The 13,446-nt window shown below is 63.7% G+C and carries 10 protein-coding genes; 6 read left to right on the top strand and 4 right to left on the bottom strand.

Translation table 11 applies throughout. The annotated features are described in order from the left end of the window. The first annotated feature begins 44 nt into the window (after window positions 1–44). Window positions 45–1,625 (top strand): nitric oxide reductase transcriptional regulator NorR, encoded by a 1,581-nt coding sequence (gene norR, locus LRH25_RS11805; protein WP_231011205.1) that lies wholly within the window; start codon window positions 45–47, stop codon window positions 1,623–1,625. A 73-nt stretch (window positions 1,626–1,698) separates the two neighbouring features. After that, on the top strand, window positions 1,699–2,832 hold the full coding sequence (locus tag LRH25_RS11800; protein WP_170200945.1) for a sensor histidine kinase: 1,134 nt from the start codon (window positions 1,699–1,701) through the stop codon (window positions 2,830–2,832). 71 nt (window positions 2,833–2,903) lie between these two features. Here LRH25_RS11800 and LRH25_RS11795 read toward each other — a convergent pair whose 3' ends face one another. After that, window positions 2,904–3,590, bottom strand: a complete 687-nt coding sequence (locus LRH25_RS11795; RefSeq protein WP_141288958.1) for a response regulator transcription factor — start codon at window positions 3,588–3,590, stop codon at window positions 2,904–2,906. Between the two features lie 235 nt (window positions 3,591–3,825). On the opposite strand from LRH25_RS11795, the gene LRH25_RS11790 reads away from it, so the two are divergent. The 4 genes from LRH25_RS11790 to LRH25_RS11775 all read left to right on the top strand — a co-directional run bounded on the left by LRH25_RS11790 (window position 3,826) and on the right by LRH25_RS11775 (window position 9,696). Next, a complete protein-coding gene (locus LRH25_RS11790; RefSeq protein WP_231011204.1) occupies window positions 3,826–5,547 on the top strand; it encodes a methyl-accepting chemotaxis protein in 1,722 nt (573 codons plus the stop codon). Window positions 5,548–5,773: 226 nt separating this feature from the next. After that, entirely contained in the window at window positions 5,774–7,426 is a 1,653-nt protein-coding gene (locus tag LRH25_RS11785) for a tetratricopeptide repeat protein (RefSeq protein ID WP_231011203.1), read from the top strand. 410 nt (window positions 7,427–7,836) lie between these two features. Then, the gene (locus tag LRH25_RS11780; RefSeq protein ID WP_141291129.1) at window positions 7,837–9,072 is read left to right on the top strand and encodes a DUF1996 domain-containing protein; all 1,236 of its coding nucleotides are present in this window, start codon (window positions 7,837–7,839) and stop codon (window positions 9,070–9,072) included. Between the two features lie 45 nt (window positions 9,073–9,117). Then, window positions 9,118–9,696, top strand: coding sequence for a PA14 domain-containing protein (locus LRH25_RS11775; protein ID WP_141291131.1), 579 nt, complete (start codon window positions 9,118–9,120; stop codon window positions 9,694–9,696). Window positions 9,697–9,895: 199 nt separating this feature from the next. On the opposite strand, the gene tnpC is transcribed toward LRH25_RS11775, so the two are convergent. The 3 genes from tnpC to LRH25_RS11760 all read right to left on the bottom strand — a co-directional run bounded on the left by tnpC (window position 9,896) and on the right by LRH25_RS11760 (window position 13,279). Next, entirely contained in the window at window positions 9,896–11,320 is a 1,425-nt protein-coding gene (gene tnpC / locus LRH25_RS11770) for an IS66 family transposase (RefSeq protein ID WP_231011202.1), read from the bottom strand. 64 nt (window positions 11,321–11,384) lie between these two features. Continuing rightward, a complete protein-coding gene (locus LRH25_RS11765) occupies window positions 11,385–11,738 on the bottom strand; it encodes a hypothetical protein (RefSeq protein ID WP_170200999.1) in 354 nt (117 codons plus the stop codon). Window positions 11,739–11,755: 17 nt separating this feature from the next. Beyond that, window positions 11,756–13,279, bottom strand: coding sequence for an alkaline phosphatase family protein (locus LRH25_RS11760; protein ID WP_231011201.1), 1,524 nt, complete (start codon window positions 13,277–13,279; stop codon window positions 11,756–11,758). Between the last annotated feature and the right edge of the window lie 167 nt (window positions 13,280–13,446).

The following is a 13,446-nucleotide window of genomic DNA, read 5'->3' as shown; positions in this document are numbered from 1 at the left end:
ATGACTCGGTGACGAAGGAGTCGTTTCGACAGCATGGAGTCAACATGACCACGCCAACGACGATGGACGCGCTGGTGCCGCTGGTGGCCGACCTCGCGCGCGAGCTGCCCGAAGGCGAGCGCTACCGGCGCCTGCTGCACGGCTTGCGGCAGCTGATCCCTTGCGACGCGATTGCGCTGCTGCGGCTGGAAGGCGAACGCCTGCAGGCGCTGGCGGTCGAAGGCCTGAGCGCCGACACGCTGGGCCGCCAGTTCCTGCCCGCCGAGCACCCGCGGCTGCAGGCCTTGCTGAACGCGCCCGGCCCGCTGCGCTTCGATGCCGACTGCGAGCTGCCGGACCCGTACGACGGCCTGGTCGAACACCAGACCGGGCCACTGCCGGTGCACGACTGCGCCGGCTGCGCCGTCAAGCTCGACGGCCAGCTTTGGGGCATGCTGACGGTGGACGCGCTCAGCGTCGGCCGCTTCGATGGCATTGAGTTGTCCGCGCTGCAGGCCTTTGCCGAACTGGCCGCGGCCACGGTTTCGGTGATCCGCCGCATGGAGGCGCTGGCGGTGCGCGCCGAGCAGGAACGGCGGCGTGCCGAGGGTTACCGCGAGGCGGCTGTGGCGGCCCGCGTGCCGCGCCGCCTGCTGGGCCAGAGCAAGCCGTTCAAGGCGCTGCTGCAGGAGATCGAACTCGTTGCGGCCAGCGAACTGCCGGTGCTGATCCACGGCGAAACCGGCGTTGGAAAGGAGCTGGTGGCGCAGGCGCTGCACGAGCGCTCGGCGCGTGCGGCCCAGCCCATGGTCAGCGTGAACTGCGCAGCACTGCCGGACACGCTGGTCGAAAGCGAACTCTTCGGCCACGTGCGCGGCGCTTTCACCGGCGCGCATGGCGACAGGCGCGGCAAGTTCGAACTGGCGCACGGCAGCACGCTGTTCCTCGACGAAGTGGCCGAGCTGCCGCTGTTGGTGCAGGCCAAGCTGCTGCGCGTGCTGCAAAGCGGCGAGCTGCAGCGCCTGGGCTCGGACCGGCCGCACCGCGTGGACGTGCGCCTCGTCGCCGCCAGCAACCGCAAGCTGGCCGACGAAGTCAAGGCCGGCCGCATGCGTGCCGACTTCTACCACCGCCTCAGCGTCTTCCCGCTGCAGGTGCCGCCACTGCGCGAGCGTGGACGAGACGTGCTGCTGCTGGCCGGCTTCTGCCTCGAAGAAAACCGCAGCCGCCTCGGCCTGGGTTCGCTGCGCCTGGAGGCAGACGCCCAGGCCGCCTTGCTCGCATATGGCTGGCCCGGCAACGTGCGCGAACTCGAACACGTGATCGCGCGAGCCGCACTGCGCGCGCTCAGTCGCCAGCCGAACAGGCCGCGCATCCTGGGCGTCGCAGCGGAAGACCTGGATTTGCCCATCGCGGCATTCGAGCCAGTGGCGGCGCAGGCTTCATCTACCGGGCCAGGAACCGAAATCTCCCCTGTCGCCAATTGGCGAGACGCGGTCGACGAGTTCCAGCGTCGCCTGCTCCAGACCACGCTGACCTCGCACGGCGGCAGGCCGGCAGCGGCTGCGCGTGCTCTGGGACTTGACCGGGCGAACCTGGCGCGACTGGCCAAGCGTTTGGGTGTGGCGACAAGTGCCGGGGGGTGAATGTTCACGCCAAGGCGAGTTGACTGGTGCGCGCATCACGATGGACAGGCCCCCGGCCATTCGAAAGGTTGACATGAGCGACGACTTCTCCGCAGATGCGAACTACCACATGCGGCTGCTTGTCGACCGGGTGCCGTCGATGCTGGCTTACTGGGATCGAGACCTGCGTTGTCGGTTCTCGAATCGTGCCTACGAGAGGTGGTTCGGTGTGAGTCCGGACCGCTTGCTCGGCACGTCCATACGCGACCTGCTGGGACCGAAGCTGTTCGCCATGAATGAGCCCCACATACAAGCAGCATTGGCGGGCGAGCGCCAGGTGTTCGAGCGGATCGTGCCCGGGCCGGGTGGCGTCCAACGCCACAGCCTGGCGGAGTACATCCCCGACCTTGTCGGCGACGAGGTGCGGGGATTTCTCGTGCAGGTCACCGAAGTCACCCAGTTGAAGGAGACCCAGGCGGCCTTGCGTCGGGAAGAGCAACTGCGTGGGCAGGTCGAAGCGCATGCCGCTGAACTCGACGCACTGCTGCGTGAGCGCACCGAGATGCTGGACGTTCTCGCACACGAGGTCAGGCAGCCATTGAACAACGCCTCTGCTGCCTTGCAGAGCGCGAAAGGCGCGCTCAGCGTCATGGGTGACCTTTTCGTCTCGGACCAGCTGGTGCGGGCGCAAGCCGTGCTGGGGCAGGTGCTCACATGCATCGACAACACCTTGGCCGTCGCGTCGCTGCTGGCGCGGCCCGAACCCATCCAGTGCGATGACACGGACATCGACACCTTGATCGCGGTTGTCGTCGCCGACATGCACGAGGCCGAGCGCAGCCGCATCCTTGTTCAGCGGGACACCACGACGCGAACGGCGCTCATGGACATGAGTCTCATGCGACTGGCCCTGCGCAATGTGGTTTCCAACGCCTTGAAGTTCAGCCCCCCCGGCACGCCGGTGCAAATCCGCATTGCCGACTCCGATGAACCTCTGGCGCTGGTGATTGACGTGTGCGACTCGGGCGCCGGGATTCATCCAGAACAGCTGCCCGGGCTGTTCGCCCGCGGCGCCCGCGGGCGCAATGCCAATGCCGGCCATGGGCTCGGGCTCTACATCGTCCGGCAGGTGATGTCGATGCATGGAGGCAGCGTCGAAATCTTGAGCACGGGAGACGCAGGCACGACCCTGAGGTTGCTCGTCGACCAGACCGGAAACGGCGCGTAGGCAGACGAAGGCCGCCAGCGCACGGCGCGCCCCGCGTCCCAGGCCTTCGCAAACCGGCAGACCCGGGATGTTCAGATCGCCTTGAGCAGCGCGCGAAAGGCGTAGCCGACACCGGACTTGGTTTGCAGCGGCACGGTCGCCGGGGTGGCGCGCTCAATGCGGCGGCGCAGCCTGAAGACGGTGGCATTCAAGCTCCCGAAGCCTTCTGCGTCGCCTGCTCGGCCCAGCTGCAGCAGCAGGGTGTCGCGTGGCACCACCTTGCCCTGTGCTTCGACAAAGCACTCGATCAGGATGCAGTCCGCGTCGCTCAGGTCAACGCGGGCGCCGTCCGGCGCAATCAACTGGCTGACCCGGCGATCCAGGCGCCACACGTTTTGCGCGGGATCCATCGCGACCGATCGCCTGCACACGGCCTCGATGGCCAGCACGATTTGCTCGAACTGAACCGGCTTGGACAGGTACATGTCAGCCCCGGCCGTGACGACCTGCTTGAAGGTGTCCGCGGCGAGCCGGCCCGAAACAACCAGCACGCCAGCGTTGGTGCGCTGCCGGATGATCTTGATCAAGTCCGTGCCGTCTACGCCTGGCAGCATCAGGTCGGTGACGTAGAAGTCATACATGTAGGGATCGGCGTGCGCGAGCAGGTCGTTGCTGTCGGCGAAAGTGCTGACGACGATGCCCTGTTCGCGCAGGTAGCGCGTCAGGCCATCCGAGTACTCCCGATCATCGTCGACCAGGGCCAGGGTCTTGGGCAGCATGTATCAGCGGAAAAAGCTCAGAACAGCAGTCATTCGATCACAACCGCCTGGCTGGTGGCCCTGAGAGTCGGTGTGCAAAATCACCGCATATTCATGTGATGCGAATAAATTCGCTCACGGAGACTGTCATTCGTGCCGATAGCGCGACATGGCCAATTGCAGACAGATCCAAGCCGTCTCGGTGCGCAGGGTTGAGCTCGGCCTGACACGTTGAATAAGACCCAGAGGTAAATCCATGAAGTTCGAGAACATGACCATCCGTGCCAAGCTCACCGCAGCCTTCGGAGTCCTGGCAGTGCTGGTTGTGCTGGTTGCGGGGCTCTCGCTGAAGTTCCTGGCCGACGCAAACGACCGCTTCACAACCCTCATCCGCGGCGTGAATGCGCGCGCCTTGGTGGCCGCCAGCGTCCGCAACGCGGTCGATCGCCGAGCCGTCGCGGTGCGCAATCTGGTGCTCGTCAGCAAGCCTGGGGAGCTGGCCGCAGAAAAGGCGGCTGCCTTGCAAGCCCATGAGGATGTGCAGACGCGCCTGACCAAGCTCAAGGAGATGGCGCAGTTGCCCGGCGTGACGGAGGAAGCGCGACGGCTGATCGGGGGCATCGATCAGGTCGAGCAGGCCTATTCACCCATCGCGGTGGCCATCGTCAAGCTGGCGGTGGACGGCAAGCGCGACGAGGCGATTGCGAAGATGAATGACGAATGCCGTCCGCAGCTCGCGGCCCTGATCAAGGCTTCCGATGCCTATCAATCATCCACCGCGAGCCAGGAAGAGGGGCAGGTCGCGGAGGTGGCGCAAGCGTATGCCGACCAGAGGAAACTGTTGATCCTGGCCTGCCTGCTGGCCGTCGGCGCAGCGGGGCTTGCGGGTTACCTGATCGTGCGCAGCCTCACTCGCGCCTTGGGTGCCGAGCCGGCGCAACTTGGCGCTGCGGCGCAGCGAGTCGCCGAAGGCGAACTCTCTTCTTTGCCGGGGGGAGAAGACGCACCCGCCGGCAGCGTGCTGGCGTCGCTCAGCGCCATGCAATCCAGCCTCTCCAGCATCGTCGGCGAAGTCCGGGGGGCCTCGGAGTCCATCGCAACGGGCTCGGCGGAGATTGCCATGGGCAATGCGGACCTCAGCCAGCGCACCGAAGAGCAGGCCAGCGCCCTGCAGCAGACCGCGGCCACCATGGACCAGCTCGGCACCACGGTGCGAAACAACGCCGACAGCGCCAAGCATGCCAACCAGCTTGCCACTGGCGCCAGCGAGGTGGCGATGAAAGGCGGGGACGTGGTGTCCCGCGTCGTCGGCACCATGAAGGGCATCAATGACAGCAGCAAGCGCATCGCCGACATCATCGGCGTCATCGACGGGATTGCGTTCCAGACGAATATCCTGGCGCTGAATGCCGCCGTCGAAGCTGCGCGGGCCGGCGAGCAAGGGCGTGGTTTTGCAGTCGTTGCCAGCGAGGTTCGCAGCCTTGCCCAACGCAGCGCTGCCGCCGCCAAGGAAATCAAGGGCCTGATCAACAGCAGCGTCGAGCAGGTCGAGCATGGCAGCGCGCTGGTGGATGAGGCCGGGCGAACCATGGAAGAGATCGTTGGCGCGATCCGGCGTGTGAGCGACATCGTCGCCGAGATCAGCGCTGCCAGCAGCGAGCAGAGCTCCGGCGTCTCCCAGGTGGGCCAGGCCATCTCGCAGATGGACCAGGTGACCCAGCAGAACGCCGCCCTTGTCGAGGAAAGCGCAGCCGCCGCGGAAAGCCTGCGGCAGCAGGCGCAGCGGCTGGTGAGTTCGGTCTCGGTCTTCAGTCTGTCGTCCCAGCCAGCCTCGACGATCAGTGCAGGCCCAAGGCCTGTTGCATCGAAGGCTGCGCCAGCAGCCAAGGCAGGCAGCAAATCACCCAAAGCGCCGAGCCGCCCGGCGCCCGGCAAGACCATGGCAGTCACCGGCCATGAGGAATGGGCGTCCTTCTAATCGTTGGCGGTTGGCGGTCCTAGTGCAGTGGGAGAGTGGGACAGGGGAGTCGCACATCTCCTGAAGGCCGTCGTTTTCGTGCGCTACCCCGGAAGCTGACACTTACGGCGAGCGAGCCTTCGTCCACATCATGTCGGCCATTGCCGGATCGCGAGGCCACGAACAGGGGGCAGGGCCCCGCGCCCACCACCCTACACTCGGCGCAACTCACGCCGGGGGGCTGTGCATGAAGACCCGATCTGTCTTGGCCGCTGCCGTGCTGGCACTGCAGGTGAGTGCAGCGGTCGCGCACGAGCCTGTGGTGCCAGCACCTGCAGCGCCTGCAGAACCTGGCACTGGCCCGGCCAGCGTGGGCGTGGTGAAGTTCGCCAACTCCGGCGCGCCCGCGGCGCAAGCCGACTTCACCTACGGCCTCGCGCAGCTGCACAACTTCCAGTACCCGGCCGCCGCTGCCGCCTTCCGGCGTGCGCAGGTGGTGGACCCGGGTTTCGCCATGGCCTACTGGGGCGAGGCCATGACCTACAACCACCCGGTGTGGATGCAGCAGGACGCTGCTGCCGCCCGCGCCGTGCTGGCCAGGCTGGGGCCGGACCGCGCGACTCGCGTGGCCAAGGGCCAGACCGAGCGCGAGCGCGCCTACCTGGACGCTGTAGAAATCCTCTACGCCGAGACGGGCGACAAGTTCGAGCGCGACAAGCGCTACGCCCTGGCCATGCAACGCCTGCACGAGCGCTGGCCCGACGACATCGACGCCACCGCTTTCTACGCGCTTTCGCTGCTCGGCACCGCACATGCCGGACGCGACGTGGCGACCTACATGAAGTCCTTTGCGCTGCTGGACGATCTGTTCCGGCAGTACCCGCAGCACCCTGGCATCACGCACTACCTGATCCACTCGGTGGACGACGCGGCGCACGCGCCGCTAGGCCTGCAGGCGGCACGCGCCTATGGCGAGATCGCGCCGGAGTCCTCGCACGCGCTGCACATGAGCTCGCACATCTACCTGGCCCTGGGCCTGTGGGACGAGGTGGTGGCCGCGAATGAGCGCTCGCTCGCGGTGGCCTCGCGCCGCAGCGGCATGCGGGGGGTGATGCCCATCGCCTGTGGCCACGGTCCGATCTGGCTCAACTACGGTTACCTGCAGCAAGGTCGGTATGCCGACGCGAAGCGCGTGCTGGCCGAATGCCTGGCGCTGGGGCGGCAGCATCCCGGCGGCGGCGCGGCCGGCGAGTTCAACCCCGAAGCCTCGCCCGTCGGCGCCTTCTACATCATGCGGCTGCGCTACCTGCTGGACGCGCCGGCCGATGCCGAGGTCATGGGCTGGACACCCGCCGCCGGCAACCTGCCGTATGCCGAGTTCCTGCGCGACTATGGCGATGCCATCCTCGCCGTGCGCAAGCAGGCCGCCGGCGAGTTCGCTGCGGCTGCCACGCGGGCACGCGCCAGCGCCGCGCGGCTGCGCGCCGAGATCGACCAGGCGGCCATGCCCGCGGATGACGCTTTTCGCCGCGTGCTCGCCATCCAGCTCGGCCAACTGGAAGCCGCCGCGCCACTGCTGGCCGGCCAGCGCGCCGTGGGCCTGGCGCAGCTGGAAGCCGTCGCGCGGGAGGAGGATGCATTGCCAGCCGCCTTCGGCCCGCCCCAGGTCGACGAGCCCACGCGCGAACTGCTGGGCCGCCTGCTGGCCGCTTCCGACCCTGTCCAGGCCCGCCAGCAGTTCGAGCGCGCGCTGGCGCTCAACCCCGGCCGTGTGGACGCCAGGCGCGGCCTGCTGGCGGCCACCCGCGCGCTGGGCGACAGCGCGGAAGCAGATGCGATCGAGGCGCAGCTGAACGATGCGCTGCGGCGGGCGGATGCAAGGTCTGGCGCGGCGCGCTGAACGCCTTTCCGCATCGGCATTTACGCTTGTTCACAGCTGGCGAAGCGCCTGCCTTCTACCATCAACGCGGTTCTCGATGATGTATCGACCGGGTTGGCGCATGGACATTCCAAAGGGATATGCCATGGCCACCGCAGAGTGGTCACGTCGGGCAGCGCTTTTCAATGTGAGCAAGTCCCTTGCCGGGCTGAAGCTCGAACGAGGGAGATCTCATGAGGGAAGACAGACCCAGGCCGACGTGCGCGCCGAGTCCGGCTGGCGAGCGCCTTCGCGCCGTCCGGCCCGCCATGCGCATCGCAGGCGCCGCAGCGGCCGGCTTGATATTCAGTTCGTGCGGTGGAAGCTCTTCGTCCACAACCGACACGGGTGCCGTCGCGACCTTGCCGGCCCAGGCGTCTGCGAGTCGCTCGGTGCAGGCCGCCCAGGGGGGCGGCGAGCGTTCCGCCTCCGCATTCGAGGCCGCCACTGCAACAGTGGAGTGGACCTGGCTGGCGAACGAGAACGAGTCCTTCAAGGTGAAGGGCAAGCAGGTCGTGCGCTATGGCCTGGACAAGAGCTGGGTGAAGAAAACGATGAAAGGCGCGGGCACTTGCTCGACCGCCTTCTTCGGCGTGGACCCGGCGCCCGGCAAAGCCAAGCACTGTGAGCTGAAGGTCGTTCCCCCACCACCGCCTCCTCCACCGCCCCCTCCGCCGCCAGTGGTCTATGTCAATCCGGCCTTGATCCCTGCGGTGAACCAGAACCCGGTGGGAGGCTGGTCGCAGGACATGCTGCTGCCCACCACCGAGGTGGCGCCTCCCTCCGACATTGGCGCATTCCGCACGGGTTGCCAGGTGTCGAAATACGCCTTCGACGATCCGATCGTGTTTCCGGGCCAACCCGGCAAGAGCCACCTGCACACCTTCTTCGGCAATACCGGGGTCAATGCCAGCAGCACGGCCGACAGCCTGGCCACCACCGGCAACAGCACCTGCCGGGGTGGAACCATCAATCGCAGTGCCTACTGGGTGCCCAGCATGGTCGACACGCGCACCGGAGCGCCGTTGGCGCCCATGTTCGAATCGAACTTCTATTACAAGACCGGCTATGCCTTGCCGCCCAGCGCCATCACCGCAATGCCTGCCGGCCTGCGCATGATTGCTGGCGATTCCAAGGGAACTCCCGAAGCGCCCAGCGCGGCGGTGATGTACGCCTGTGTCTGGGACGGTGGCAATGGCGACTGGCAAAACAGCATTCCGACCGACTGCCCCGTCGTCGGCACTTCCTGGCTGATCATGGCCATCGACTTTCCGCAATGCTGGGACGGTGTCAATCTCGACGCGCCGGATCACATCAGCCACATGGCTGAGCCAGTGAACGTGAAGGCCAACAACACCGGCAATTGCCCCAGCTCGCATCCGGTGGCCATTCCGCAGATCTCGTTCCAGGTGCTCTATCAACTGAAAGCCGCGGGTGAAACCAAGTATTGGCGGCTGGCGAGTGACAACTACGACCTGACCAAGCCGGCAGGCTATTCCGGCCACGGCGACTGGTTCAACGGCTGGAAGCCGGAGATCGTCGATGTCTGGGTGAAGAACTGTGACCGTGCCCAGCGCGATTGCCATTCGCACCTGCTTGGCGATGGCCGCATGATGGTCATTCCCTGAGAAGCTGTGCAAGCCTTTCGGCCTGGGCGATCAGGCTTCAAACGCATGCTCTGGCTGGGCTGCGGCGCAGCGGCGCTGCTGGCTTGCTGGCAAGGCGCCAGGTGGGCCATGCCGCTGCCGGGCGCAGGTGCGGCGGCAGCCGAAGCTGCGATGGCGGAAGTGCTGGCCGAACCCAGCGCCCTGCGCTGCAGCGACAGCAACGCCAAGGGCACCGGCCTGCAGGCCGACTATTTTGCAGGTGACGCCTTGAACGGCCAGCCACTGCTGTCTCGCCTGGAACCCACGGTTGAATTCGAGCTTGCAACAGATTGGCCCACAGCGGCGGCCCGGCCCCGCTCGGCGCGCTGGCAAGGATGGATCAAGGCGCCGCTCAAGGGCCTCTACCATTTCCATGCCTTGCCCGGCAGCACCGTCATCGTCGCTGGCCAATGGATGATGGGCGGCCAGGCAGTGCCGGACGCCGCGATCGAGCTTCAGCCTGGCCGCTTCTACCCGATTGAGATGCGGGCTGATCTGTCCACAAGTGTTGCTGCGCGGCTCGAATGGACAGCGCCGCATGGACTTCGCTATGTCGTGCCACGGGCGCTGCTGTTTCCGCCAAGTCCAAAGGTGGCGGGCGCATGAGACAGCCCGTGTCGACGACCTGTGCCATGCGTGCCGAGCGCCGGGCTGCCAGTGATTCACCGCACGCTCACGCTGCCGCGCTTCCACGCCGGATCCTGCCAGCGCTGGAACATTGCCAGGTACGTATTCAGCCCCCTCACGAGGAAGTTAAGCGAGCAAGGGATGTTCACGGGCGCAGGGGTGCCAAGCGCGAAGGCCATCAACCTGAAGGCGCGATCTGCGGTGGCGGTGGCAGCAGACTTGGGTGGGGAGCCTTGTCGATCCAGGCGATGACCGCCTGATGCATGTAGGCTAGCAAGTCGCGGCCTTGCCTGCGGCAGGTTTCGACGACGCTGAAGCCACGCGCGATGAACTCGTCGCCGCGCTTGGAGCGGGTCGGCCCGGAGATCTTGCGCTTGAGCACGATGGACCTGATCGACCGTTCGGCCTCATTGTTGGTCGGCGGCACGGCCGGGTTGCCCACGAAGCCCCACAGCGCCGGCCAGAGCTTGAGCAGGTTCTGGCAGGTGGCCTGCGTGCGAGGGCAACCGGTCTGTTCGACCCCTCGGGTCAAGGCGGTGTGAACGCGGCGCTGCAGGGCCTCGAACTGCGCGCCGGCCTTGCCCCGCTCGCGCCAGCGAAACAGCACAAAGCCCAGCCCGAGCAAGCGGCGCCCGATCTGCCTTGCCAAGCCCTGGCGCTGGCCGATCCGGTTGAAGTCTCGCAGCAGGTGCGCCCAGCAGACTTGCCGCCGCTGCGGATCGATGAACGCATAGCCCGCATACCGGTCCGACACGACGATGCCGCCAGGCTCGCGTCCGATCAGCTCATGGATCACATACCGGGCGCGCGAGGGCAAGATGTTGAAGACGGCCAAGGTGGGGTGCACCGCAGCCCAGACCCAGTTGGTCTGGCCTTCTCGCGGGTAGCGCGTCTCGTCCATGTGCACCAGCGGCGCCTTGGCCAGTGACCCGATGGCCTCATGCACCGGCGCCTTGAGCGCTTGGGCCACCTTGCCATGGGCCTGCGAGATGGTGCCCACGCTGAAGTCCAGCCCCATCATCTGCGCCAGCAAGTCACGGATCTTGAACTGCGTCAGGTGGTGGCGGGTGCCCAGCGTACCGATGATGGCCAGCGCGCGCGGGCCGATCTGTCCGCTGGGCACGCCGGCCGGCAAGGGCGCGCGATGCAGCTTGCCGCAGCCCGAACACACGCCGCTGTACAGCTGGTACTCCTGGACATCGGCCACCGCGGGCGGAATGTCGAACACCTGGTGGCGATACGGCTTGCCCCGCACGGCCACCGCCTCACCGCACTCGCACTGCGGCGGTGGCACGCACTGGTGCAGCCCATTGACCTCGGTCTCCGGCAGCAAGGCACGGTAGGTGCCGGGGTGGCCCTTTTGCGCGCCACGCTTGCGTCCACTGGCGCGGCGCTGCGCTCGGTTGGCGCCTCCCGGGCCGTCTGAGGACGGCGGCTTCGATGAATTGTGCGAGTCCAGCTTCAGCCGCTCGGCCAGCAGCGCCACGGCCTGCCTCAACTCGGCCAGTTCCAGGGCCTGCTGCGCGATGATCTCGTGACACTGCGCCAAGGTCGCCGGCTTGACGCCCTCGACCTCACTCGGGGTGCTCGGAGTGATTGCCATGAGGTCGCAGTGTTCCAGTCAAATCAGCAGCTTACAAGAGGCAATTTAAGTCCATTCGTCAGGTTCACCGCTGCTGCACCCTCCGGGTGGCGGCCTGAGGAGGGCTGAATACGTATCTGGCCGACTTGTCCAGGTCGAGCCCGCCCAGACGGCTGACTTTGAAGCTGCGCGTTGCGCGGCCTTCGGCCGGCTTGGTGTCGAGTTGTTCGCTGCCGCCAGCAGTCGAGCGCCAACCCGTGGGCGCACGGATTGCGAAAACGGTGCTCAGCGCGCCCGTTGCGGCGTGGTGCAGCTCGGTGCGCAGCCGAGCAAGCAGCGTTCCAATTCCACCATGAACCAAAACCACCCTTTGCGCGGCCTCAGCGGGCATGTTCAGGGCCACCGCGCAAGACAAATTCGGGATGAGTATTGAGATCACGGATTCAGGAATAAATATCAGCGTATTGCCTCAACCTTGGTCACAGGCCCCCATCCCGTAGATTGAGAGTAGGATGATTTAAGGAATAAAAATTTCTTCCCGTGCGGGATTGATGATAAGCGCGAGGCGCCGAAATATATCTCTACAGGTTTATAGGGGCAACTATCGCAAAAGATGGAGTCCCCATCGCTGCTGTTGCTCATGTTTAGCTCCGAGTAAATGGTGGCAGAAATATCAAGCAACTGGACTTGTTTGGGGCTGGTCTGAATCTCTCCGCTCTGGGCTGGGCGCTTGGATAGGATTAGTGGACGCAATCTGCGCATGACACCTGGTGTATCAAATGTTTCGTTAGTGGTTATCGCATTTTCAACATCGATAGGTACCTCCTTGGCGAAGGGGCCTGGATCAGAATTGACTGAATCGAATCCATGATCACTGTGTATTAGTATGAGGGAGTTATCGAAATTCTTTGCTTCCGCAATTGCTTGTAATATTCTGACCATCTGTAGGGTTGCGCATTTTGTTTGATCGTCATAACTCGTCGCCACCTCCTGTGTAACGGCGCATTGGGAATTTAGGAGAAATGGAGGGTGGGGAAGAATCAAATGCATATAAATATAATTGCCGGCCCGGTTTCTATTTTTCTCGTCCTTAATAAACTGATCGATTAAGGGAATGGACGCGGATTTATACTTGTGATACGACGAGTTGACGAAAATAGCCTCTAGCTTTCGTCGCGTCCATCTTTTTATGGGTATCGGGGTCAGCCGGACGGCAGAAACCAGTAGCAATGTTTGCAAGTGCTGGATGCGAGGGTTAATCCCCGCAAGCTCCATACTGGTGACAACATGCTGTGCACTGGGAAATGACCAATAGCGAGCTTTATCTGGGATGTACAAGGAGATGTTGAACCCGTTTTCTCTCAGGCGACTTCTGAATCCCCCGTACCTTGCTTTTTCCTGATATTCATAATAATTACCACCTCGAAATCCGACCCCTTGAAAGAAACTGGGTAAAGAGGCGTCTGTGCCTGTTTCGTTAGCATAGCTATTTTCGAAAAATGTAAACCCTGAAAATTCGTTTTTAATGTTAAGATTTCTGATCGTTTTAGAAAATTCAAGACCGGAGAATCCATCAAATACTATTTCATATATATTTCCTTTAAACTTGACTTGATGGATTGATTTATCACTGTTGATGATTGATTCTGCGTGAGGGGCATGGATTGAAGCTAACTGAATGCATGATGTTGCGGTTATGGCGCAGGTTAATAAAAAACCATAATTTTTACTGCTCAATATGGGGGTGAAGTATGAGATTAGGACAATTGCGGTTGCGAGGCAGGCTTGCCCTATGGTCTCAGTTTTTGATATTTTAATTTGGCTATTTCCATCAATGGGGCCCCATTGGGTTGTAAATAGTGCGTCAGAGAGGAGTATGAATACGCCGATGGTAAGCATGAATTTAATGTATCTGTTGCTGAGTTGGCCACAGATGCTTGTGATAAACAGGATGATCCAGCCTATGATTGCAATTGCCATGAAAGGTAGCAGGATAAAGGTATCCCATTCGAACTCATACGCATTCGATGAGAAAATGGTAATTGGGATGCAAAAAAAGGAGATAAAAATTGGTAAGGCGCTCGCGGTGGCATTTCTTGCATGAACCAAGTGATAATTGATTGTCATATTGTTTAATCGAGTGTTGG

Source organism: Ideonella azotifigens (assembly GCF_021043325.1).
GTDB classification, from domain to species: domain Bacteria; phylum Pseudomonadota; class Gammaproteobacteria; order Burkholderiales; family Burkholderiaceae_C; genus Ideonella; species Ideonella azotifigens.
Note: the sequence above shows the minus strand (reverse complement) of the source record. Positions and strands in the feature narration are given on the sequence as shown.